This is a genomic window from Pseudomonas sp. NPDC087615 (assembly GCF_044743445.1).
In the GTDB taxonomy this organism is placed as follows: Bacteria; Pseudomonadota; Gammaproteobacteria; order Pseudomonadales; family Pseudomonadaceae; genus Aquipseudomonas; species Aquipseudomonas baetica_A.
Window position 1 is genome coordinate 1 of the sequence record NZ_JBIUWM010000008.1, and the last position, 22,864, is coordinate 22,864.

General features: G+C 60.2%; 19 protein-coding genes. 11 read left to right on the forward strand and 8 right to left on the reverse strand.

Features of this window, described 5'->3' with window-relative positions; translation table 11 throughout:
* The 7 genes from ACIOU6_RS06195 to ACIOU6_RS06225 all read left to right on the forward strand — a co-directional run.
* Window positions 1-414, forward strand: a 414-nt coding sequence (locus tag ACIOU6_RS06195; RefSeq protein ID WP_401134705.1) for a F0F1 ATP synthase subunit epsilon, incomplete at its 5' end; no start/stop codon positions are given.
* Window positions 415-531: 117 nt separating this feature from the next.
* Complete coding sequence (gene glmU / locus ACIOU6_RS06200) at window positions 532-1,899, forward strand: bifunctional UDP-N-acetylglucosamine diphosphorylase/glucosamine-1-phosphate N-acetyltransferase GlmU (RefSeq protein WP_401134708.1); 1,368 nt, start codon at window positions 532-534, stop codon at window positions 1,897-1,899.
* 214 nt (window positions 1,900-2,113) lie between these two features.
* On the forward strand, window positions 2,114-2,890 hold the full coding sequence (locus ACIOU6_RS06205) for a DeoR/GlpR family DNA-binding transcription regulator (RefSeq protein ID WP_221733266.1): 777 nt from the start codon (window positions 2,114-2,116) through the stop codon (window positions 2,888-2,890).
* Between the two features lie 2 nt (window positions 2,891-2,892).
* Window positions 2,893-4,725: a glutamine--fructose-6-phosphate transaminase (isomerizing) gene (gene glmS / locus ACIOU6_RS06210; RefSeq protein ID WP_401134711.1), complete on the forward strand. Its 1,833-nt coding sequence runs from the start codon at window positions 2,893-2,895 to the stop codon at window positions 4,723-4,725.
* Window positions 4,726-4,800: 75 nt separating this feature from the next.
* Window positions 4,801-5,727: a LysR family transcriptional regulator gene (locus ACIOU6_RS06215; RefSeq protein WP_401134714.1), complete on the forward strand. Its 927-nt coding sequence runs from the start codon at window positions 4,801-4,803 to the stop codon at window positions 5,725-5,727.
* Window positions 5,728-5,831: 104 nt separating this feature from the next.
* Window positions 5,832-6,458: a glutathione S-transferase family protein gene (locus tag ACIOU6_RS06220; RefSeq protein ID WP_221731825.1), complete on the forward strand. Its 627-nt coding sequence runs from the start codon at window positions 5,832-5,834 to the stop codon at window positions 6,456-6,458.
* A gap of 45 nt (window positions 6,459-6,503) precedes the next feature.
* Complete coding sequence (locus tag ACIOU6_RS06225) at window positions 6,504-8,534, forward strand: pyridoxamine 5'-phosphate oxidase family protein (protein ID WP_401134718.1); 2,031 nt, start codon at window positions 6,504-6,506, stop codon at window positions 8,532-8,534.
* A 46-nt stretch (window positions 8,535-8,580) separates the two neighbouring features.
* Here ACIOU6_RS06225 and ACIOU6_RS06230 read toward each other — a convergent pair whose 3' ends face one another.
* From ACIOU6_RS06230 to ACIOU6_RS06265, 8 genes are read right to left on the reverse strand one after another with little or no spacing between them, the layout of a single operon-like run.
* Window positions 8,581-9,711 carry a glycosyltransferase family 4 protein gene (locus tag ACIOU6_RS06230; protein WP_401134720.1) on the reverse strand — a complete coding sequence of 377 codons (1,131 nt, stop codon included), beginning with the start codon at window positions 9,709-9,711 and terminating at the stop codon, window positions 8,581-8,583.
* Entirely contained in the window at window positions 9,712-10,842 is a 1,131-nt protein-coding gene (locus ACIOU6_RS06235) for a glycosyltransferase family 4 protein (RefSeq protein ID WP_401134722.1), read from the reverse strand. It lies immediately after the preceding gene.
* A complete protein-coding gene (locus ACIOU6_RS06240; RefSeq protein WP_221731829.1) occupies window positions 10,826-12,193 on the reverse strand; it encodes a glycosyltransferase family 1 protein in 1,368 nt (455 codons plus the stop codon). Before ACIOU6_RS06240 ends, ACIOU6_RS06235 begins: the two co-directional genes overlap by 17 nt.
* Window positions 12,190-13,443 carry an ABC transporter ATP-binding protein gene (locus ACIOU6_RS06245; protein ID WP_401134725.1) on the reverse strand — a complete coding sequence of 418 codons (1,254 nt, stop codon included), beginning with the start codon at window positions 13,441-13,443 and terminating at the stop codon, window positions 12,190-12,192. Before ACIOU6_RS06245 ends, ACIOU6_RS06240 begins: the two co-directional genes overlap by 4 nt.
* The gene (locus tag ACIOU6_RS06250) at window positions 13,443-14,240 is read right to left on the reverse strand and encodes an ABC transporter permease (protein WP_339431445.1); all 798 of its coding nucleotides are present in this window, start codon (window positions 14,238-14,240) and stop codon (window positions 13,443-13,445) included. Before ACIOU6_RS06250 ends, ACIOU6_RS06245 begins: the two co-directional genes overlap by 1 nt.
* The gene (locus ACIOU6_RS06255; RefSeq protein WP_401134729.1) at window positions 14,241-15,683 is read right to left on the reverse strand and encodes a mannose-1-phosphate guanylyltransferase/mannose-6-phosphate isomerase; all 1,443 of its coding nucleotides are present in this window, start codon (window positions 15,681-15,683) and stop codon (window positions 14,241-14,243) included.
* 3 nt (window positions 15,684-15,686) lie between these two features.
* Complete coding sequence (gene gmd / locus ACIOU6_RS06260) at window positions 15,687-16,658, reverse strand: GDP-mannose 4,6-dehydratase (protein WP_221731833.1); 972 nt, start codon at window positions 16,656-16,658, stop codon at window positions 15,687-15,689.
* Window positions 16,655-17,569, reverse strand: coding sequence for a GDP-mannose 4,6-dehydratase (locus ACIOU6_RS06265; protein ID WP_401134732.1), 915 nt, complete (start codon window positions 17,567-17,569; stop codon window positions 16,655-16,657). The genes gmd and ACIOU6_RS06265 overlap by 4 nt, the downstream gene beginning before the upstream one ends.
* A 427-nt stretch (window positions 17,570-17,996) precedes the next feature.
* Between ACIOU6_RS06265 and ACIOU6_RS06270 the strand changes: the two genes are divergently transcribed.
* From ACIOU6_RS06270 to ACIOU6_RS06285, 4 genes are read left to right on the forward strand one after another with little or no spacing between them, the layout of a single operon-like run.
* Window positions 17,997-19,562, forward strand: a complete 1,566-nt coding sequence (locus ACIOU6_RS06270) for a glycosyltransferase (protein ID WP_401134735.1) — start codon at window positions 17,997-17,999, stop codon at window positions 19,560-19,562.
* Window positions 19,556-20,857, forward strand: a complete 1,302-nt coding sequence (locus ACIOU6_RS06275; protein WP_401134738.1) for a glycosyltransferase — start codon at window positions 19,556-19,558, stop codon at window positions 20,855-20,857. The genes ACIOU6_RS06270 and ACIOU6_RS06275 overlap by 7 nt, the downstream gene beginning before the upstream one ends.
* Window positions 20,854-22,008, forward strand: coding sequence for an acyltransferase (locus tag ACIOU6_RS06280; protein WP_221731837.1), 1,155 nt, complete (start codon window positions 20,854-20,856; stop codon window positions 22,006-22,008). The genes ACIOU6_RS06275 and ACIOU6_RS06280 overlap by 4 nt, the downstream gene beginning before the upstream one ends.
* Complete coding sequence (locus ACIOU6_RS06285; protein ID WP_221731838.1) at window positions 22,002-22,817, forward strand: class I SAM-dependent methyltransferase; 816 nt, start codon at window positions 22,002-22,004, stop codon at window positions 22,815-22,817. Before ACIOU6_RS06280 ends, ACIOU6_RS06285 begins: the two co-directional genes overlap by 7 nt.
* Window positions 22,818-22,864 lie beyond the last annotated feature (47 nt).

Genomic DNA, 22,864 nt, shown 5'->3' on the forward strand with positions numbered 1-22,864 from the left:
GTCCATTGCGATATCGTCAGCGCGGAAGGGGAAATCTTTTCCGGCCTGGTCGAGATGGTGATTGCGCACGGTGCACTGGGTGATCTTGGTATCGCTCTGGGTCACGCGCCGCTGATCACTAATCTCAAGCCGGGTCCAATCCGCCTGATCAAGCAAGGCGGGGAAGCCGAGGTGTTTTACATCTCCGGTGGTTTCCTCGAGGTTCAGCCGAACATGGTCAAGGTGCTTGCCGACACTGTGCAACGTGCTGCCGACCTGGATGAAGCTCAGGCTCAAGCAGCTCTCAAGGCTGCCGAGAATGCCCTGAACGAAAAAGGCGCGGACTTCGACTACGGCGCCGCTGCCACACGTCTGGCCGAGGCTGCAGCTCAGCTGCGCACCGTCCAGCAGATCCGCAAGAAGTTTGGCGGTTAATCCGTCAGCCACTTGTTGTGTGATTGATAAAAAAGGGTAGCCTCGGCTACCCTTTTTTCTTTTCCGATTTTTACAACCCGGTCGCAGTTGCTGACCACCCAGGATTGGTAGCCAGTCATGTCTCTCGAAATTGTTATCCTCGCGGCCGGTCAAGGCACTCGTATGCGTTCGGCGTTGCCGAAGGTCTTGCACCCGATTGCCGGAAATTCCATGTTGGGCCATGTTATCCACAGTGCCCGGCAACTTGATCCACAACGCATCCATGTTGTCATCGGCCACGGTGCAGACGCTGTGCGTGAACGTCTGGCCGCTGATGATCTGAATTTCGTGCTGCAGGACAAGCAACTGGGCACCGGCCATGCGACCGCCCAGGCTGTGCCGTTCATTTCTGCCGACACCGTGGTGATTCTTTACGGTGATGTTCCGCTGATTGAAGTCGAGACCTTGCAACGCCTGCTTAAGCACGTCGTTCCAGGCCAGATGGGTTTACTGACCGTCGAGCTGGACGATCCGACGGGCTATGGCCGCATCGTGCGCGACGCCGATGGCAAAGTCGCCGCCATCGTCGAGCACAAAGATGCCAGTGAAGCCCAACGTGCAATCACTGAAGGCAACACCGGCATACTCGCCGTGCCAGCCAATCGTCTGGCCGACTGGATGAGCCGCCTGTCGAACAACAACGCGCAGGGCGAGTACTACCTGACAGATGTGATCGAAATGGCGGTCAACGACGGTCTGGTGGTGGCCACTGAACAGCCGCACGATCCGATGGAAGTGCAGGGCGCCAACGACCGCAAGCAACTGTCCGAACTGGAGCGTCATTACCAGTTGCGCGCCGGTCGCCGCTTGATGGCGCAGGGCGTTACCCTGCGTGACCCCGCACGTTTTGATGTGCGCGGCGAGGTGACCGTCGGTCGCGACGTACTGATCGATATCAACGTGATTCTCGAAGGCAACGTCGTTATTGAAGATGACGTGGTGATTGGCCCGAACTGCGTGATCAAGGACAGTACGCTGCGCAAAGGCGTGATCGTCAAAGCCAACAGCCACATCGAAGGCGCGGTTCTCGGTGAAGGCAGCGATGCCGGCCCATTCGCTCGCTTGCGTCCAGGCACTGTGCTGGAGGCCCGCGCCCATGTGGGTAATTTCGTCGAACTGAAAAATGCCCACATGGGGGAGGGCGCCAAGGCTGGACATCTGACCTACCTGGGCGACGCCCAAATCGGTGCGCGCACCAACATCGGTGCCGGCACGATCACCTGTAACTACGATGGCGCCAACAAGTGGAAAACCGTGTTGGGCGAAGATGTGTTCATTGGTTCGAACAACTCATTGGTCGCACCTGTGGATATCTCCAGCGGTGCAACCACAGCGGCAGGTTCGACCATTACTCAAAATGTGGATAACGCGCAGTTGGCTGTTGGCCGTGCGCGGCAGAAGAACATCGATGGCTGGAAGCGACCGGAGAAGATCAGGAAAAACTGAGTTATCCACAATCTTGTTCAATGTGGGAGCGGGCTTGCTCGCGAACGCGGTGCATCAGGCACACAATCAGTGACTGATACGCCGTATTCGCGAGCAAGCCCGCTCCCACTTTAGTTTGTGTCGTTCTCAAAAAAGTCGGTCTGCCGCTTGACGACCTTTAAGCAATAGGTTTTGATTGGTTCCGTTATCTTTCGAAACGAAACTTAAAATCACCATGTCGAAACGCAACACACCCCAACGCCGCCACAACATACTGGCCTTGCTCAACGAGCAGGGCGAAGTGAGTGTGGATGAACTGGCCAAGCGCTTCGAAACTTCTGAAGTTACGATTCGCAAGGATCTCGCCGCGCTGGAAAGTCACGGTCTGTTGCTGCGTCGGTACGGCGGGGCGATCACCATGCCCCAGGAACTGGTCGCGGAAACTGCCCAAAGCGTTTCCAAATACAAGCAGGCGATTGCGCGTGCAGCGGTAAAACGAATTCGTGAACACGCACGCATCATCATCGACAGTGGCAGCACCACCGCCGCTATGATTCCCGAACTTGGCCAGCAGCCGGGTCTGGTGGTGATGACCAACTCGCTGCACGTCGCCAGCGCCCTGAGCGAACTCGAACACGAGCCCGTGCTGCTGATGACCGGCGGCACTTGGGATCCGCATTCGGAATCCTTTCAGGGCCAGGTGGCGGAGCAGGTACTACGCTCTTACGACTTCGATCAGTTGTTCATTGGTGCCGACGGCATCGACCTGGTGCGCGGCACCACCACGTTCAATGAGCTGCTGGGTTTGAGCCGGGTGATGGCTGAAGTCGCGCGCGAAGTGATCGTGATGGTCGAGGCCGACAAGATCGGCCGCAAGATTCCCAACCTGGAGCTGCCATGGAGCAGCATCCATACCCTCATTACCGATGATCGCCTGCCTCATGAGGCCCGCGATCAGATTCAGGCCCGCGGCATCACTTTGATTTGCGCGGCTGTCAGTCAGGAGAAATAAGCATGTGTGGAATTGTCGGCGCAGTGGCTGAACGTAATATCACTGCCATCCTGCTCGAAGGCCTCAAGCGCCTCGAATACCGTGGCTATGACAGCGCAGGTGTAGCGGTCTACACCAACGACGAAACCCTGGAGCGCATGCGCCGCCCGGGCAAAGTCAGCGAACTCGAAACCGCGTTGGCCGAGCATCCACTGATCGGCCGTCTCGGAATTGCCCACACCCGTTGGGCAACCCACGGCGCACCGTGTGAACGCAACGCCCACCCGCATTTCTCCGGTGATATCGCGGTGGTGCACAACGGCATCATCGAAAACCACGAAGCTCTGCGTGAACAACTGAAAGCGCTGGGTTACGTGTTTACTTCGGACACCGACACTGAAGTCATTGCCCACCTGCTCAGCGAAAAGTTCAAGGAGCAACCTGACCTGACCGTGGCCCTCAAAGCCACTGTTAAAGAACTGCACGGTGCTTACGGTCTGGCAGTGATCAATGCCAAGCAACCGGATTGTCTGGTCGCCGCCCGCAGCGGCAGCCCACTGGTGATCGGTCTGGGTCTGGGCGAGAACTTCCTCGCTTCCGATCAACTGGCGTTGCGCCAGGTCACAGACCGCTTCATGTATCTGGAAGAGGGCGATATCGCCGAGATTCGCCGGGATAACGTGCAGATCTGGGATGTGGACGGCAACGCCGTCGAGCGCCAGACCGTGCAGTACAGCGATGGCGCAGAAGCGGCGGACAAGGGTGAATTCCGCCACTACATGCTCAAGGAAATCCACGAGCAACCGGCCGTTGTTCAGCGCACCCTTGAAGGTCGTCTGAGCAATGATCAAGTGCTGGTACAGGCATTCGGCCCGCAAGCGGCCGAACTGTTCGCCAAAGTACGCAATGTACAGATCGTGGCCTGCGGCACCAGTTACCACGCTGGTATGGTTGCGCGTTACTGGCTCGAAGAACTGGCTGGTATCCCTTGCCAGGTCGAAGTCGCCAGCGAGTTCCGCTACCGCAAAGTAGTGGTGCAGCCAGATACCTTGTTTGTCACGATCTCGCAGTCCGGCGAAACCGCCGACACCCTGGCCGCGCTGCGCAACGCCAAAGAGCTGGGCTTTCTCGCCAGCCTGGCGATCTGCAACGTCGGCATCAGTTCGCTGGTCCGCGAATCCGACCTGACCCTGCTGACCCAGGCCGGGCGCGAAATCGGTGTCGCCTCGACCAAAGCTTTCACCACGCAACTGGTCGGCCTATTGCTGCTGACCCTTTCGCTGGGCCAAGTGCGCGGCACGCTGGCCAAAGGCATTGAAGCCACGCTGGTGGAAGAATTGCGTCGCCTGCCAACCCGTCTGGGCGAAGCCCTGGCGATGGACAGCACGGTCGAGAAAGTCGCCGAACTGTTCGCCGAGAAGAACCACACCCTGTTCCTCGGTCGCGGTGCGCAATTCCCGGTAGCGATGGAAGGCGCCTTGAAACTCAAGGAGATTTCCTACATCCACGCCGAAGCCTATCCAGCCGGAGAGCTGAAACACGGCCCGCTCGCGCTGGTGGACAACGACATGCCGGTGGTCACCGTAGCGCCGAACAACGAACTGCTGGAGAAGCTTAAGTCCAACCTGCAGGAAGTGCGTGCGCGTGGCGGCGAACTCGTCGTGTTCGCCGACGAAAAAGCCGGGATGACCAACGGCGAAGGCACCCATGTGGTTCAGATGCCGCACATCCACGACATCCTGTCGCCAATCCTCTACACCATTCCGCTACAACTGCTGTCGTACTACGTTGCTGTGCTCAAGGGCACGGACGTGGATCAGCCGCGTAACCTGGCGAAGTCGGTAACGGTGGAATAAGTTATCCACAGCTGAATTCGACCCAAAAAAATCGCAGCTTCGGCTGCGATTTTTGTATCTGATTCGAGGGTATCCATGGATCGCTTCCAGGAAATGCAAATCTTCGCCGTCGTCGCCAAGGAGCAAGGCTTTTCCGCCGCCGCACGGCATCTGGGCCTGTCCGCCGCCAGCGTCACCCGTGCTGTGGCCGCACTGGAGCAGCGCATCGGTACGCAATTGCTGATTCGAACCACGCGCAGCGTGCATTTGAGCGAGGCGGGGCTGAGGTATCTGGAGGACTGTCGCAGAATTCTCGCCGAGGTGCAGGAAGCCGAGGATTCGGCTGCCGGCAGTCACGCCCAGCCCCGTGGGCAATTGACGGTGACGGCGCCGGTGTTGTTTGGCGAGTTGTTTGTCACGCCGGTGATGGCCGGTTATCTGGCGCAGTATCCGGACGTTTCGATCAATGCCCTGTTGCTCGATCGGGTGGTGAGCATGGTTGAGGAGGGTATCGATGTCGCGGTGCGCATCGGTGAACTGGCGGACAGCAATCAGCATGCGATTCGCGTGGGCGAGGTTCGGCGAGTGGTTTGTGGTTCGCCGCAATACCTGGCCGATCATGGTCGTCCCACGCATCCTCAGGCGTTGGCCGGTTTGCCCGTGGTGGCGACTTCGGCCACCGGCCAGATACGCACATGGCCGTTTCTCGACGGTGGCGAACCATTGATCGTGCGCCCGGAGCCGCGTCTGATAGTCACCGCCAATCAGGCTGCGATCACGGCCGCGTGTCTGGGCCTGGGGCTGACCCGAGTGCTTTCCTATCAAGTGGCGAACAGGGTCGCGGCAGGCCAACTTGAGATCGTCCTCGCCGAGTTCGAACTGCCGCCGCTGCCGATCCATGTGGTGTATCAGGGCGGGCGCAAGGCGCCGGCGCGGGTGCGCAGTTTTGTTGATTTCACGGTAAATGCTCTGCGTGAGCATCCGGGGCTGAAAAATGCCGCTTTATTGCATGAGAAGAAATAATCGATTGCAAATGCTGGTGATTCTGTTGCTTCAAGGATAGGTAGAAGATGGGCTCCATCAGCGCTGCCACCCTTGGGCGGTGCGATTATCCAGCGGAGTCGACCATGCAACCGATCAAACTCTACAACTTCCCTCGTTCCGGCCATGCTCACCGTGTCGAGCTGATGCTGTCGCTGTTGCACCTGCCGACCGAGCTGATCTTCGTCGATCTGGCCAAAGGCGAGCACAAACAGCCGGCGTATCTAGCGATCAACAGTTTCGGTCAGGTGCCGGCCATTGATGATGAGGGTGTGGTGCTGGCGGATTCCAACGCGATTCTGGTGTATCTGGCGCAGAAATACGGCAATGGCCGCTGGCTGCCAAGCGATCCGGTGGGCGCCGCACGGGTGCAGCGCTGGTTGTCGGTGGCGGCCGGGCCGATCGCTTTTGGTCCGGCGGCGGCCCGGTTGATCACGGTATTCGGGGCGAAACTCAATGCTGAAGAACTGATCGAGCGTTCGCACAATCTGCTCAAGATGATGGATGTCGAGTTGGGCAAGACGCCGTATCTGGTGGGCGACGAGCCGACCATCGCCGATGTCTCGGCTTACAGCTATATCGCCCATGCACCGGAGGGCAATGTGTCACTGGACGATTACGCCAACGTGCGCGCCTGGTTGGCACGGATCGAAGCCTTGCCTGGTTTCGTCGGTATGCCGCGCACCGTCGCCGGTCTGCAAACCACAGTCTGATTCTCATTAGCCACACTGTGCCGACGGCGCAGGGGAGAGGTCGTGATGGAACGTTCACCTTGGCACGCGGGCGAGCGGCAACTGCAAGAGCATGTGGGTGTGGCCGAGCGCATGGAAGCATTCGGGCGTAAGGTCATTCGTACCTGGATGCCGGACCAGCACCGTGAGTTCTATCAGCAATTGCCGTTCATGTTGTACGGCGCAGTGGATGCCGAGGGGCGTCCTTGGGCCAGCGTGCTGGAAGGTGCGCCGGGGTTCGCCCATTCGCCCGATCCGCAGCGCCTGCAATTTGCCAGCCTGCCCGCCGATGATGATCCGGCGCCGATTCGTCATGGAGAGCCGGTCGGTTTGCTCGGCATCGAATTGCACACCCGTCGGCGCAACCGGCTCAATGGTCACGTCGCTAATCTTGAGGCAAGCGGTTTCGACGTGACGGTGGATCAGGCCTTCGGCAACTGCCCGCAGTACATTCAGTTGCGCCAGTTTCAGCGGGTGCCGCTGACTGATCCCGCGTCGCGGCCGGCGCGGCATCTGGATGCGCTGGACGATGCGGGCGCCGCGTTGATCGCCAGCGCCGACACGTTCTTTATCGCCAGTTACGTCGATGTCGATGGCCAGCGATCAGTGGACGTTTCCCACCGTGGCGGTCAGGCCGGTTTCGTACGCGTAGAAGGCAATCGCCTGACCATCCCGGATTTTGCCGGCAACCTGCACTTCAACACCCTCGGCAATCTGCTGCTCAACCCCAAGGCTGGCTTGCTGTTCATCGACTTTTCCACAGGCGATTTGCTGCACCTGAGCGGTCGTACGGAAATCGTCCTCGATGGGCCACAGATCGAGGCTTTCCAGGGGGCCGAACGGCTGTGGACATTTGATGTGGAAAAACTGGTTCGGCGCCCGGCAGCGCTGGCCTTGCGCTGGCGCTTCGACGGCATGTCGCCCACCAGTCTGCTGACCGGCAACTGGGCCGAGGCCGATGCGCGTTTGCAGGCGCAGGCGTTGGGTAACCGTTGGCGGCCGCTGCGGGTGGCGAAGATCGAGGCAGAAAGTCGCAACATCCGCTCCATTTACCTGGAGCCGGACGATGGCGCCGGTTTGCCGGTGTTTCTCGCGGGTCAGCATCTACCGCTGCGTTTTACTCTCGATGGCGAGGTGCACATCCGCACTTACAGCCTGTCGAGTGCGCCATCGGATGGTTTTTACCGGATCAGTGTGAAGCGCGAAGGCCGCGTGTCGAGCCATTTGCATGAGCAGATCCAGGTGGGTGACGTGTTGGAGGCGCGAGCGCCGCAAGGGCATTTCACCGTGGCGCCGCTGGAACGGCGGCCGCTGGTGCTGTTGGCGGCCGGGGTCGGCATTACGCCGATACTGTCGATGCTGCGCGAAGTGGTTTATCAAGGTTTGCGCACGCGCAGAATTCGTCCGACGTGGTTGCTGCAGAGTTCGCGCAGCCTGGCCGATCAACCGTTTCGCAAGGAACTGGACCGCTTGTTGGACAGTGCGGGCGATGCGGTGCGGGTCCTGCGTTTGCTCAGTCAGCCGGAAGAGGACGCGCACGAAGGTGAAGATTTTGATCTGCACGGGCGCATCGATGACGCGGTGTTGAGGAATCTGCTGGCGGTTGAGGATTACGATCAGATCGACTTTGTTCTGTGTGGCCCCGGCGCTTTCACCCAAGGTCTGTACGACAGCCTGCGCGAACTGGATGTGCGCGATGCACAGATTCACGCCGAGACTTTCGGCCCGTCGACCCTGAAGCGGCGTGCCGATGCGGACGCCATCACGATGGAGCAGCCCCCGGCCGCCACCACCTCCGTGCCCGTGGTGTTCGAACGCTCGGCCAAGGAGGCCCGTTGGCAACCGGACGGTGGCAGTTTGCTGGAACTGGCGGAAAGTCGCGGATTGCGTCCGGAATTCAGTTGCCGTGGTGGTTCGTGCGGTACCTGCAAGACTCGGTTGGTCAGCGGTGCGGTGAATTATCCACAGCCCCCCGCCGATATCCCGGAAGAGGGGCAGGTGCTGATTTGCTGTGCGGTGCCGGCGCAGAGCGAGCAACCGCTGGTGCTGGATCTTTAAACCCGATCCCCCACTCGCCACAGAGGAGATATGTTTCAACCGAAAGTCAGGCGTAGGACAGCGATTTTTCTTCCAGCAATTCCTGATAAAGCGTCGTCCACTTGCGGCCCATTTCGTCGGCTGTGAATAACTGCCGGTAACGGGCCTGCGCCTTCACCCCCATCTCTGCTGCGCGCAGCGGGTTTTCCCACAGGGTGCGCATCGCCTCACGGAAGGCCTGTGGATGACTCGGTGGCACCACCAGTCCGGTTTCGTTGTGGATGTTGATGTAGCTGGTGCCGGTACCGATCTCGCTGGAGATCATCGGTTTGCCGTACATCGCGCCTTCCAGCAGCGAGATACCGAAGGCTTCAGAGCGCAGGTGTGACGGGAAGACAATCGCGTAGCTCAATTGCAGCAACGCGACCTTGTCTTCATCGCCCAGGCGTCCGAGGAAATGAATGTTGCGCAGGCCCAGCGCTGCTGCCTGGGCGTGCAGTGCCTGCTCCAGCGGCCCGGCGCCGACGATGACCACCGGATAGTCCACATCTTTCATGGCGTCGAGCAGGATGTGCAGGCCTTTGTAATAGCGCATCACCCCGACGAACAGGAAAAACTTATCCCCAAGCTTTTGGCGCCAGTGGTCCATCCGCTCACTGTCCGCCTGTGGATAACCTGCTTTGTTCAAGCCGTAGGGAATCACCCGGGTCTTGTCCCGAAACTGCTGCAAGACATCGCTGGTGTGCAGGTAATTGGGCGAGGCCGCGACAATGCGGTCGGCGCTGGCGAGGAAGCGGTTCATCAGTGGTCGGTAGAGTTTGAGCAGGTGTTTTTGACGAATGATGTCCGAGTGGTAGGTCACCACGCTGGGTTTCTTGATGGCGCTGGCGAAATGCACCAGGTCCATGAACGGCCACGGGAAGTGGTAATTGACCACGTCAGCCTCGGCGGCCAACTCGCGAAACTGTTTGAACACACTCCAGGAAAAACCGGTCGAGGCGAACTGGATGTCGAGTTTGGCGCGGTGCACTTCGTGCTGACCCAGTTGCACCACCGGCGGATTCGGGTCGGCGCTGAGCGTCAGCACCTGGCCGTCGATACCGTGTTGGGCGCCGCTTTCGCAGAGCTGGAAGATCACTTGCTCGATGCCGCCGACCGAATCAGGCAGGTACGTCTTGAAAAAATGAAGAACTCGCATTCAACCTCCCATGGCCTGGCGGTAGGCACCGGCCGTAGCCTGTGCACAACGTTCCCAGGAAAAAAGCCGTGACTGCTGTAATCCGGCTTCTCGGCATGCCTGCCAATGTGCTTGATCGTCGATCAGTCGGCTCATCACGTCACGCAAGCCGTCTGCATCGTCAGCTTCAATATAGTTGCCGGCACCGCCCGCCACTTCCGGCATCGCCGAAGCGCGGGTGATCACCACCGGCGTGCCGCTGGCCATCGCTTCCAGCACGGGCAGGCCGAAGCCTTCGTACAGCGACGGAAAAATCAGCGCACGGGCGCCGGCCAACAATTGCGCGACTTGTTCATCGGGCAGATAACCGAGCAGGCACACATGCCCGCTGGCCAGGGCCTGACGCAGTTCGTCGCTGAACTGTTCACGCTGCCAACCGGCCATGCCGACGATCAGCAGCGGAAAACGCTCACGCACGGCGTTCGGCAGCAGGGCATGGGCGCGCAGGGCCAGGCCCAGGTTTTTGCGCGGCTCAAGAGTGCCGACACACAGGAAGTACTCACGCACCTGGACCGCATGGGCCTTGAGCACGGCGTCGAGGGTGTGCGCCTCACGCGGATGGAAACGCTCGGAAACACCCAGCGGCGCCACGATAAAACGCTCGGCCGGCAGCCCGAAATGTTCCTGAGCTTCGTCGGCAATGGCCTGCGAGTCGGTCAGAATCAGCCGCGCTTGCTGTACGCCAGCCGCCAGTCGCCGTTCGATTTCCTTGAGTCGCGCAGGTGGCTGAGTGTCGGGAAAATGCAGGTGCGTCAGGTCGTGCAGGGTGATCACGGTCGGACCGTCGAAGGCCAGGGGCCACAGGCTCGGCTCGTGATACAGGTCGATGCCTTGGGTGCGGCCCTGATCGAAGCGTTTTTGTTCCAGCCAGCGCCGCGCCTGATAAGCCCCGGGAATCTGCCGCAGCAGTGGGGTCAACCGCGAATAGCCGGGCATGGCCGCTTCCGGCAGCGCTGAACTCCAGCCCCAGCCGTGAAACAACGTCACTTCAACATCGGGTTCGTTGCGCAAGGCGTTGACCAGTTCGGCGACGTAATGGCCGATACCGGTGCGCGGCGCCTGGAGAATCCGTGCGTTAAGGGCAATGCGCATGTTGCCTCGCTTGCGCCGCTGGCGCCTGCTGCACATTGCGCACGCTGCGTTCGGCCAGTTGCGCGCTGGCTTCGCGCCAACCGATCCATTGCCAATCGGCCACGTCGCGGGCGGCAGGGAACTGTCCGCTGCGCTGGAAGGTGTTGATCAGGTCGGCGAGGCTTTGCGGTTCCTGCAGATCGAAGTACGCCATGAACTCGCCGCCTATTTCGCGGAACACCGCAATGTCACTGCCCATCGCCGGCAAGCCGCGCTGCATGGCTTCCACCAGTGGCAGGCCGAAGCCTTCAACGAACGAGGGGAACACCAATGCACTGGCGTGGGCGTAAGCGTGTTCGAGGCTGGTGTCGTTCAGGTCGTTGAACATGAACAGTCGCCGGTTCAACTCGGGATGATTGCGCACCCGGGCGAGCAGGGCGTCGCACTTCCAGCCAATGCGCCCGGCAATGCACAGTCGCGCGGTCGAGCCGGCGGCCCAGGCGCGGTCGAAGGCGTCGAGCAGGTATTCGTGGTTCTTGCGCGGTTCGATGGTGCTGACCATCAAAAACACCGGCTCAGGATTGGCGAACAGCCGTTGCAGGGACGGGGCCACGGCGGCCTTGGCGCTGTGCAGATCCAGTTCGGAACCGAGGTGGAAGTAATCGAACCAGTGTTTGTCGGTTCGTTCTGCACCGATCCGGCGCTGTAGTTCTTCGCGCACTTGATCGCGCACGGTGGCGGAAATCGCCATGTAGCCGTCGGCGGTTCGGGTGATCCAGTCGAACCACTCACTGAAAACCTGCACCAGCCGCGTGTCGTAGAACTGCGGATGGGTCAGGGGGATCAGGTCGTAGATCACCGCAATGATCCCTACACCCTCGCGTTTGAGCCGTTCTACAGGGCTGAAAAAATCCGAATGCCAGGACGAATCCAGTAACACCAGTTGGTCGCCGGTCTGATGCTGCAAGGGTGAACAGCGTTTTGGCAGTTGGGTCCGATTGATCGCCCCGATAAAACGTAACGGCAGGCCAAATACACCGAAGGCCGTCAAGCGATACGAGACATACAGTGAGCGTCGCGCCAGTTTTGCTGTGCACTGGGCGTCGAGTCGTTGATGCCATTGCCCGAACCGATGGGCCATGCGTTCCAGGCGTTCGCCGAAACTGGCCAAGGCGTTGAACAGCGGGGTGTCCAGAGGTGCCAGGTGCTGTACACGGTAGAGTTGGCCGCGAAGCAGAATGACTGGCACGCATTCGACGCCCTCGGCACTCGAAGGCAATTGCTTGATGACGTTGCGCACCACTCGCTGGATGCCCGAGTTGACCTTCGGGTGTTTGAACACATGGGTGCATTCCACCAGCAAGCGGGTCATGGCGCGCGCTCGGCAAGTCTGGCTTCGGTATCACGGGTAATCGTGGTTTGGGCGTTGAGCCACGAACAACCGACGAAATCTTCCTGACGATTATTGATGACGTGAAATACCAGGCCGTAGTCCCGCCATTCGAAGTTGCGATCCAGATGAGAGTCCAGACGCGACAGGCTCAGCGACACCGAATAGTTGCCCTTGCCCAGGCCCATGACGAACGCAAAGCGGTAGGTGAAGCGTTCGCCGGCACGCAGATCGGTCAGTGCCTTGTCCTGGCGATGGGTGTTGATGCCGTACATCATCTGGCCCAGACGATCCTTGAGGATGAAGCCCAGCACCAACCGCTCAATGTCCTTGCGCACCTCAACCTGGACTTCCAGCACCACCGGTTGACCGACTTCGGCGGCGTCGATGCTGTGATCCTGTTCATCCAGTAAGCGCACGCCAAGAATGGCGGCTTCACCGGTACCCGACACGGTCTGCACTTCGCCGCCGGCGAGCATTTCCTGACGCACGACCTGGCCTTCGCGCTCGGCCATCAGCGCGTTGTAATAATCGAGCACCACTTCCGGTTTGTCGTACATGGCCATGCGGCCATCCTTGAGCAGGATCGCCGAGTCGCAGATCGATTGAATGGCTGAGCGATCGTGAGACACGATCAACAGGGTGGTACCGGCCTTGCGAAAGCTGCGAATGCGCTCGAAGCTCTTGTGCTGGAAGTAGGCATCGCCCACTGACAGCGCTTCGTCAACGATCAGGATGTCCGGTCGGCGGGCGGTGGCGACGCTGAACGCCAGGCGCATCTGCATGCCGCTGGAGTAGGTACGCACCGGGTGGTCGATGGCATCGCCAATCTCGGCGAAGTACTCGATTTCGGGCATCAGCGCTTCGATTTCTTCAAGCTGCATGCCCAGCAACTGCCCGGCCATGATCGCGTTCTGGCGACCGGTAAAGTCCGCGTGAAAGCCCATGCCCAGTTCCAGCAATGCCGCCACCCGGCCTTCGATTTCGATCTTGCCACCGGTGGGTTGCGTGGTGCCGGTGATCATCTTCAACAAGGTACTTTTGCCGGCACCGTTGGCGCCGACAATGCCCACCGCTTCGCCGGGTGCGATCTCGAATTCGACGTCTCGCAGCACCCAGTGCTGATGGTGGCGCAGGGGCGAGAACGGAATCAGCCACTCGGCCAGGCGCGCCCAGCGGTTGGGGTATTGCTTGTAGGCCTTGCTCAGGCCGGTCACACGGATATGCCCCATCAGAGTTCATCCACCATTTCGCCGACGCGCTGGCGGAACAGCCGCAGGCCGATGACACATAGCAACGCGCCCGCGACGAAGATCGGTAGCAGCGAACTCCAGACCGGCCACTGCCCGTAGAGGAACAGATTCTGATAGCTGGCGATCAGGTTGGTCAGCGGGTTGAGCTGCAACAGACGCTGAACCCATTCCGGAAGGATGCTGATCGGGTACACGATCGGTGTGAGCCAGAACCAGAATTGCAGGCAGATCGCGAAGAGCTGGCCGACATCACGGAAGAACACGTTGAGTACGCCAAGCACCATTCCCAGGCCGGCACAAAACATCATTTGCAGGAGGATCAGCGGCAACAGCGCCAGCAAGGCCATGCCCGGCCAGCGCCCGGAGACCAGCAGAAAGCCCAGAAACAGACCGATGATGATCGCGAAGTTGATCCCGGCATTGATCAGCACGATCACTGGCAGGCAGATCCGCGGGAAGCTGATTTTCTTCAGCAGGTTGGCGTTGTCCAGAAACATGGTCTGGCTGCGCAGGGTGATTTCCGAAAACAGTCCCCACGCCAGTAGCCCGGCGCAGAGGTAGACGCTGTAGGCCATGCTGTCGTCCACACCCGGCAGGCGCGCGCGCATGATGTGAGAAAAGATCACGGTGTAGACGACGATCATCGACAACGGGTTGAAGATCGGCCACAACGCACCGAACAGCGAATTGCGATACCGCGCTTGAAACTCTCGCTTGACGCTACCGAGGATGAATCCGCGGTAGCTGTGCAGCGAGCGGTACAGGGAAAGCAGCATTCAAACCGTCCTGCCGTAATGGTCTTCGAAGCGGACGATGTCGTCCTCTCCCAGGTATTCGCCGCTTTGCACTTCGATGATCACCAGGTCGATCACGCCGGGGTTTTCCAGGCGATGGCGGTGGCCGGCGGCAATGAACGTCGATTCGTTCTTGGCCACCAGCGTCGTGCCGGAGCCATTATTGGTGACCTTGGCCATGCCTTCGACCACCACCCAGTGTTCGTTGCGGTGATGGTGCATTTGCAGGGACAGCTTGCCGCCGGGTTTGACCACGATGCGTTTGATCTTGAAGCGCGGGCCTTCCTCCAGAACGGTGTAGGTGCCCCACGGACGGCTGACCGTACGGTGCAGGCGATAGGCTTCGTGGGATTTGTCCTTGAGCTGCTTGGCGACGCGCCGCACATCCTGGGCGCGGTCGGCGTGGGCCACCAGCACGGCGTCGGCGGTGTCGACGATGATCAGGTTATCCACACCCACTGTAGCCACCAGCCGGCCTTCGCTCTGGACAAAATTGTTGCGGCTATCGATGAAAATCGCTTCGCCGCTGGCGCGGTTGTTGTCGGCGTCGGCCGGCACCAGTGCGGCCACGGCGCCCCACGAACCGATATCACTCCAGTCAAAACCGGCGGGCACCACCACGACTTTTTCCGAGCGTTCCATCAGCGCGTAGTCGATGGAGATGTCAGTGATTTCAGCGAACAGTGCAGGCGACAGTTCCTGTTGCAGACAGCCGACGGTTTCCACCGGGGCGCTGGCGGCCATACAGGCGCGGGTCTGCTCCAGCAGTTGCGGCGCGTGCAGTTGCAGTTCGGCGATTACCGCAGCGGTGGTGAAGCAGAACATGCCTGAGTTCCACAGGAAGTTGCCGCTCTCCAGGTAATGCGTAGCCGTTTGAAGGTCGGGTTTTTCCACGAAGCGCTGCACTTTGGCCGCGCCTTTGGCGTCCAGTGGCGCACCGGTTTCGATATAGCCGAAGCCGGTTTCCGGTGCGGTCGGCAGCACGCCGAAGGTCACCAGGTAACCGTCCTTCGCCAGATTGACGGCGTGCTCGACGGCACTTTTGAGCGCGTCCTGATTGACGATCAAATGGTCGGCCGGCATCACCACCATGATCGCCTCGTCGCCATGCAACGCTTGCAGCGACAGGGCGGCGGCCGCGATGGCCGGGGCGGTGTTGCGCCCGGCCGGCTCCAGCAGGAAGTGCCCGCGATGGCGCGACACGTGGGCGGCGCAATAGTGGTCCTTGCTCTGGAAGTAGTACTCGCGGTTGGTCACCGTGACGATGTCACCCCAGCCGTCCAGCAACGCCGCTGCACGCTGATAGGTCTTGCCCAGCAGCGACTGGCCGTCGGGCAGGGTCATGAATGGCTTGGGATGGCCCTCGCGGGACACCGGCCACAAACGGGTACCGGCACCGCCGGACAGAATCACGGGGATCAGCATGGCCTACTCCTTGGCGACGCGTTTCATGTCCGCATCCATCATCATGCGGATCAGGGTGTCCAGGTCGGTTTTCGGCTTCCAGCCCAGCACGCGCTGAGCCTTGGCCGGGTTGCCGAGCAGCACTTCGACTTCGGCCGGGCGGAAAAACGCCGGGTCGATCTTCACGTAATCGCGGTAGTTGAGGCCGACGTGATCGAAGGCGATGCGGCACATTTCACGCACCGTGGTGGTGACACCGGTGGCGACCACGAAATCGTCAGGCTTGTCCTGTTGCAGCATCAGCCACATGGCCTCGACGTAGTCGCCGGCAAACCCCCAGTCGCGTTTGGCGTCGATGTTGCCCAGCGCCAGCTCCTGCTGTTTGCCTTGCTTGATGCGGGCGGCAGCGTCAGTGACCTTGCGGGTAACAAACTCGATGCCGCGCAGCGGTGATTCGTGGTTGAAGAGGATGCCGCTGCTGGCGTGCAGATTGAAACTTTCGCGGTAGTTGACGGTGATCCAGTGGCCATACAGTTTGGCCACGCCGTAAGGACTGCGCGGGTAGAACGGCGTGTTCTCGTCCTGCTGTTCAGCCTGGATCAGCCCGAACATTTCGCTGGTCGATGCCTGATAGAAGCGGGTGTGCGGGCTGAACTGGCGGATCGCTTCGAGCAGATGCGTGACACCGAGGCCATCGACAATGCCGGTGGTCACCGGTTGGTCCCAGGAGGCCGCGACAAAGCTCTGTGCGGCGAGGTTGTAGATTTCGTCTGGCGCCGATTTGATAACCGCACGCTGCACCGAGCACGCATCGGCCATGTCACCGTCCAGATAGACGATGTCGGCTTCGACGCCCATCTCGCGCAAGCGCCAGCGCGAATCGCTGCTGCGGCGCGCCACGAAGCCGTAAACCTTGTAGCCCTTGTCGAGCAGCAGTTTGGCCAGATACGCGCCGTCCTGTCCGGTGATCCCTGTGATCAAAGCACTTTTTGTCATTCTTGTCGTACTCGCGTCTCCCAGTCGGACAGGATCGCCCGCAGGGATTGTTGTGTTGTGATGACTGGCGACCATCCGGTGGTTTTGGCCAGTTTTGCGTGGCTGCCGCAAACGCGGCGCTGATCGGCGCGACGCATGCGCGCCGGGTCCTGAACCAGTTGCATCCGGACTTCTGCCAGATCGCCCAACTGTTCGATGAGGCTGCGAATGCTTTGCTCGCGCCCTGAGCAGATGTTGTAAACCTGCCCCGGCTGACCTTTTTCCAGCAGGGCGAAGTAGGCCGATACGACGTCGCCGACATCAAGGAAATCACGCGTCACGTCAATATCGCCGACTTCCAGTTGCGGGGCTTGCAGGCCTTGTTTGATGCGATTGATCTGGCGTGCAGCGCTGGCGATGACGAAGCTGTCTTTCTGCCCGGTGCCGATGTGGTTGAACGGGCGCGCCACCAGCACCGGCCAGTGTTCGCTCAAGCCCCATTGCAGGCTGAGGAACTCCGCCGAGAGTTTGCTCACGGCGTAAGGGTTGCGCGGGCAGGGTGGTTGTTGCTCGGTAATCGGCAGATCGCTTTCGCCCACCTGGCCGTAGACGTCGCCGGAACTGACATACAGAAAAGTGCCTGCGAAGCCACGAGCCTTGAGAGCCTGCAGCAGATTGAGGGTGCCGAAAACATTGATCTGGAGGGTGCGGGCCGGATCGCGGAACGCTTCGGGGACGAAGGTCTGCCCGGCCAGATGAATCACCGCATCGGGCATTTGCGGCCACAGGTCGACAAGGCTGTTCGCATCCGTGAGGTCGTAGGGCGTTGCGGCAGGCAGCAGCTCCCACGATGAATCGGGCAAAGCCAAACGTGACTGAATATGTTGTCCCACGAATCCACTGAGACCCGTGATGAACAGACGCTTTTTCAAACAGCGACCCCTTGGTCTTGAACTTGCGCCACTTCCTACAGGCTTTGTTGGAAGGTCTGTCAGACCGGAGGAAAAAACCGGCAAGACGACAGGCGAAGTCTGTTGTTGTAGTTGTTTGGCATCAATCTGTGCCAATTGAGCAGCAATTTCAACTGGCCAAACCGTGACCGGTCAGTTCTCGTTAGCGTAGCCGGATTTATTCTCGCCGGGCGGTTCCCGGATCCTCGATGGATGTGTTTAGAATGCCCCTCGTCGCCATCTCCCGAGGTTCGCCAGAGGGGGTGCGCAACTGAGTGAAACCGACCACTAAAACAAGAACGAAGACGTACTGGATGACGAAGGACAAGTCTCGGTGATGCCGACTTGATCCGACGCCTGGTCGTCATAGCATGAAGCTGCCAGGACGGCAGTTTCATCGTGGGATGCCATGAATTTCATTCTCTACTCGGACGTCAACGACAGCTCCATCAGCCAGAGCCTCGGGCGTCCTGAATACAGCTACTACTTCGTGCTCAAGGCATATCGCCCGGTGCTGGAAATCCTTGGGCGCGTGCATGTGGTGTCGTCCACCGCTGAGGTCGATGCACTTTATCGGCAACGGCTCGCCGCCGGCGAAGACAGTGTTTTCCTGTCATTCACCCCGCCACAGAAAACCCCGGTCGATCTGCAATGCCCGACGATTTGTGTGGTCGCGTGGGAGTTCGATTCGATCCCCGATGAGCAGTGGGACAACGATCCGCGACAGGACTGGACGCAAATGCTCGCTCGTCAGGGACGGGTCATCACTCTGTCGAGCCACACCGCTCGGGCCATTCGCCGGGCCATGGGCGAAAACTTTCCGGTGTTGGTGTTGCCGACACCGCTGTGGGAGCAATTCTCGCCGGTTCGTCAGCAGCATGTCCCTGTGCCGGTCAATCCGGGCGCAACGCTGGCGATCAAGGGCTGCATTTTCGATACGCGCACACTCGAACTGTCTGCGCAGGCGTTGATCCCCAAACCACTGACGCCTGAGGAGCAAGCCGCGCTTGAAGCCGCCCGCCCGCCACCGCTGACCCTCAAGCGGCGCTTGGTCATCGCCCGGCATTACCTGCGCCTGTGGGCGTTGAACCAGGGGCGCGAGCAAGCAGAGCCGGTGCCACGGGTGAAGTTTCTGCACAACTGGTATTGGGAAGGCATTCGCGACCTGCTCTCGGACAACCTTCACGGCTGGCTCGAACAGCGCTTTGCGGCTGTCTGCGGCCCGCAAGCGGTGCCCGTGGAAGAATCGCTGCCGGTGGATTTGCCGGACACCACATCAGTGGTCCAGACCCATGTCGATGGTGTGGTCTACGTCAGCGTGTTCAACCCCAAGGATGGCCGCAAGAACTGGCATCATCTGGTCACCGCGTTCTGCTGGGCCTTTCGCCAAACGAGCGACGCGACGCTGGTATTGAAGATCACCCAGAACGATCTGGCGTCCTACTACAGCGAGTTGATGACGTTGCTCGCCCAGCTCACGCCGTTCGCCTGCCGGGTGGTGGTGATGCACGGCTATCTGGACGATGCGCAGTACGCCGGGCTCTACAAGGCTGCCAGTTTTTACGTCAATGCCTCACGCTGCGAAGGCTTGTGCCTGCCATTGATGGAGTTCATGTCCAGCGGCAAACCGGTGATCGCACCGGATCATACGGCCATGGAAGACTACATCGATGACGCGGTGGCGTTCGTGGTCAAGTCCAGCGAAGAACTGACCATCTGGCCGCAGGATACGCGCATCATTTACCGCACCCTGCGTTACCGCCCCGATTGGGGATCGCTGCAAAACGCATACGAACAAAGCTACCGGATGGCCAAGACACAGCCGCAGGATTATCAGCGCATGTCTGCTGCTGCGGTGCAGCGCATGCACGATTACTGTGCCTTTGCCCCGGTGCAAAAACGCATGGCGGATTTTTTCGGGCGGGTACCGCCCGTCACCGATGCTGCGACAGTGACGGATAACGCCTCATGCTGATCATCATTCATTCGGAAACCAATCAGCACACCATTGCGCAAAATCTCGGGCGTTCTGAGTACAGCTATTACTTCGTGCTCAAGGAATATCGTCCGGTGCTTGAGCGTCTTGGGCGTGTGGTGGAGGTTGCCGATCCGCAGCGTGAAGTCGATGTGCTCTATCGGGAGTGCCTGGACCGCGGCGAACCTTGTGTGTTCCTGTCGTTTTCCCCGCCCCATCGCACGCCGGTGCACCTGGCCTGTCCGACCCTGCCGGTGTTTGCCTGGGAGTTCAGCACCATCCCCAACGAAGCGTTTGCCGGTGAACCGCGCAACGACTGGCGTACCGTGCTGCACGCCTGCGGGGCGGCGATCACTCACTCCAGTTATACGGTCAACGCGGTGCGCGAGGCGATGGGCGCTGCTTACCCCATCGTCGCGGTGCCGGCGCCAGTCTGGGATCGTTTCGCGGCGCGGGGTGCGCAGTTGCAGAGGCATCCTGAGGGCGAATCGTTTCGCTTGAAGATCAGGGGGCTGGTGGTCGACAGCCGCGTACTTGATCTGAATGCGTTCGGCCCCAAACATTTGCGCCGCGGCAAGGGCATCGATTTTGCCGCGCCGGTTACCGAGCAGGAACTGGTGCTGGACGGTGTGGTGTATACCTCGGTGTTCAATCCGGGCGACGGCCGCAAGAACTGGGAAGACATGCTCAGCGCCTTCTGCGTGAGTTTTCGCGACGTCGACGACGCCACCCTGGTGCTCAAACTCACCCACCACGATGCCAAAGAAGCACTCAGCGACATCCTCCATCACCTGTACAAGAACCAGTCCTATTGCTGCCGCATCGTGCTGATTTACGGCTATCTCGCCGATTCGGATTACGAGCGACTGGTGCAGGCGACCCGCTATGTCGTGAATACCTCCTACGGCGAAGGCCAGTGCCTGCCGCTGATGGAGTTCATGTCGTGTGGCAAACCGGCGGTGGCCCCGCGTACCACGGCGATGATCGATTACCTGAGTGCCGATAATGCGTTCCTGATCGAGTCCACCGACGAACTCACGGCCTGGCCCCATGACCCGCGCAAGGCGTTCCGCACATTGCGTTATGTGACCAACTGGGCGTCACTGTGCCAAGCCTATAAAGCCAGTTATGACATGGCAAAAAACGATCCGGCACGCTATGCACAGATGTCGGCGCAAGCCGTCAGCAGCTTGCAAGGGTTTTGCAGTCAGGCGGTGGCCGAGCAGCGTTTGCAGGTCTTTCTTGCGCAGTTGTTCGAGCGCTGTGCTGGCGTCGTGGAAGCCCCTGAATCATGAACAGCAAACGGATCATGGACATTGAGGTCCTGCGCGCCATCGCCGTGCTCGGGGTGCTGTTTCATCACTTACAGGGCAGCCTGTTCACTGATCCGGTGCCGTTGCTGGAAAAAATCCATGGCTGGGCGCAACCGTGGTGGGGCGTCGATCTCTTTTTTGCCATCTCCGGATTCGTCATAGCCCGTAGCCTGATTCCGGCGCTGCGGGGCTGCACGACCCGTCAGGAATACTGGCAGCAGACACGCCTTTTCTGGCTGCGCCGGGCCTTTCGCTTATTGCCTTCAGCCTGGTTGTGGCTGGCACTGATGCTGCTGGCGTGCGTTTTTCTCAATCGCTCGGGGGCGTTCGGTACGCTGTACGCCAACCTGCAAGCGACGCTGGCTGGGGTGCTGCAATACGCCAACTTGCGCTTTGCCGACAGCTTCTTTCATTACGAATACGGCAGCAGTTTCGTCTACTGGAGCCTGTCGCTGGAGGAGCAGTTCTACTTGCTGTTCCCGCTGCTGATAGTGCTCTGTCGTAAACATCTGGTGTGGGCATTGCTGGCGCTGGTCGCCGTGCAGCTTTTCACGCTGCGCACCCCGTTGCTGATGGTGGTGCGTACCGACGCCCTGGCCTTGGGCGTCTTGTTGGCGATGTGGAGCGCACAGCCGAGTTATCAGCGCTGGGAACCGACGTTTCTGCGCAGGCCCTGGGCGGGAATTTGCGCGCTGCTGGTAATCAGTTTGTTGCTGAGCTTCATGGCCACCGACCGCTTCACGTTTGCCAATTACCGCATCGGTTCGATTGCTGTGCTCGGCGCGCTGCTGGTGTGGATCGCCTCGTACAACCGTGATTACCTGATGCCTGCCGGGGGCGTGCAGCGTTCTCTGGCATGGGTCGGCAGCCGTTCCTACGGGATCTATCTGATCCATATTCCGGCCTATCAACTGGTGCGTGAGCTGATCTTCCGTTTGCAGAGCGCTGGCCTGCCGAGTCCCGCGGGACACCCGATCATCACGCTGTTGCTGGCGTTCGGCCTGATCGTGCTGCTCAGTGAACTCAATTACCGTTTCATTGAAATGCCCATGCGCAACCGCGGCGCCGCGTTAGTCAAACGCCTCGGTACCTCGCGAACCGCCGTCCCATCCACTGGAGCCACTTCATGCTGAGCCTTTTCAAGAAACTGACGGCGTCGACGCCTGCACCGGCCCCTCTTGCGGCTGCCGAGAAGACCGACCCGTACATGCTCGGCCTGCACGATGCAATGCTCAGCGGCTGGTTCAATCAGGAAACCGGCGAGCTGTTCAAGGGCTTTGCGGTGACCGCCGATGACACGCTGTTGGACGTCGGTTGTGGTGACGGCGGCAACGTGCATTTCTGTGGCATGCGCGGGGCGAAGATCATCATCGCCGACATCGACGGCGCCAAGGTCGAGGCCACCCGTCAGCGCCTGAGCGACACCCCGGCACGCGACATCGAATGCCACGTCACCGACTGCAACCCGCTACCGATTGCCGACGCCACGGCAACCCGCGTGGTGTCGACTGAAGTCATCGAGCACGTCGACGACCCTGCGCAGTTTCTTGCGGAGCTGGTGCGCGTCGGCAAGCCGGGCGCGCTGTACCTGTTGAGCGTGCCGCACCCAAGCTCCGAAGACCTGCAAAAAGACATCGCCGCAGCAGAGTATTTCCAGAAGCCCAACCACATCCGCATCATCAGCGAAGCGCAATTCAAGGCGATGGTCAGCGAGGCGGGGCTGGAAGTCATCAGCCACAGCCAGTACGGCTTTTACTGGTCGATGTGGATGTTGTTGTTCTGGGAGGCCAAAGTCGATTTCAGTAACCCCGATCATCCGTTGCTCAACCACTGGGCCGACACCTGGCAAGCGGTGCTGGACTCGCCGCGAGGGGCACAAATCAAGCAGGCACTGGATGCGGTGGTGGCCAAAAGTCAGGTGATCATTGCCCGCAAGCCTTGAACCTTTTGGCGCAGGGTTTTGTGTAACCTTGCAGCCTTGAGTTGTCA

What these genes read in the sequence shown, in the direction of transcription:
- ACIOU6_RS06240 (WP_221731829.1), bottom strand. Translation starts at nt 12,193, where the DNA reads ATGACCCGCTTGCTGGTGGAATGCACCCATGTGTTCAAACACCCGAAG.
- ACIOU6_RS06245 (WP_401134725.1), bottom strand. Translation starts at nt 13,443, where the DNA reads ATGGGGCATATCCGTGTGACCGGCCTGAGCAAGGCCTACAAGCAATAC.
- ACIOU6_RS06215 (WP_401134714.1), top strand. Translation starts at nt 4,801, where the DNA reads ATGGATCGCTTCCAGGAAATGCAAATCTTCGCCGTCGTCGCCAAGGAG.
- glmS (WP_401134711.1), top strand. Translation starts at nt 2,893, where the DNA reads ATGTGTGGAATTGTCGGCGCAGTGGCTGAACGTAATATCACTGCCATC.
- ACIOU6_RS06225 (WP_401134718.1), top strand. Translation starts at nt 6,504, where the DNA reads ATGGAACGTTCACCTTGGCACGCGGGCGAGCGGCAACTGCAAGAGCAT.
- ACIOU6_RS06205 (WP_221733266.1), top strand. Translation starts at nt 2,114, where the DNA reads ATGTCGAAACGCAACACACCCCAACGCCGCCACAACATACTGGCCTTG.
- ACIOU6_RS06285 (WP_221731838.1), top strand. Translation starts at nt 22,002, where the DNA reads ATGCTGAGCCTTTTCAAGAAACTGACGGCGTCGACGCCTGCACCGGCC.
- glmU (WP_401134708.1), top strand. Translation starts at nt 532, where the DNA reads ATGTCTCTCGAAATTGTTATCCTCGCGGCCGGTCAAGGCACTCGTATG.
- ACIOU6_RS06270 (WP_401134735.1), top strand. Translation starts at nt 17,997, where the DNA reads ATGAATTTCATTCTCTACTCGGACGTCAACGACAGCTCCATCAGCCAG.
- ACIOU6_RS06235 (WP_401134722.1), bottom strand. Translation starts at nt 10,842, where the DNA reads ATGCGCATTGCCCTTAACGCACGGATTCTCCAGGCGCCGCGCACCGGT.
- ACIOU6_RS06280 (WP_221731837.1), top strand. Translation starts at nt 20,854, where the DNA reads ATGAACAGCAAACGGATCATGGACATTGAGGTCCTGCGCGCCATCGCC.
- ACIOU6_RS06255 (WP_401134729.1), bottom strand. Translation starts at nt 15,683, where the DNA reads ATGCTGATCCCCGTGATTCTGTCCGGCGGTGCCGGTACCCGTTTGTGG.
- ACIOU6_RS06250 (WP_339431445.1), bottom strand. Translation starts at nt 14,240, where the DNA reads ATGCTGCTTTCCCTGTACCGCTCGCTGCACAGCTACCGCGGATTCATC.
- gmd (WP_221731833.1), bottom strand. Translation starts at nt 16,658, where the DNA reads ATGACAAAAAGTGCTTTGATCACAGGGATCACCGGACAGGACGGCGCG.
- ACIOU6_RS06275 (WP_401134738.1), top strand. Translation starts at nt 19,556, where the DNA reads ATGCTGATCATCATTCATTCGGAAACCAATCAGCACACCATTGCGCAA.
- ACIOU6_RS06230 (WP_401134720.1), bottom strand. Translation starts at nt 9,711, where the DNA reads ATGCGAGTTCTTCATTTTTTCAAGACGTACCTGCCTGATTCGGTCGGC.
- ACIOU6_RS06220 (WP_221731825.1), top strand. Translation starts at nt 5,832, where the DNA reads ATGCAACCGATCAAACTCTACAACTTCCCTCGTTCCGGCCATGCTCAC.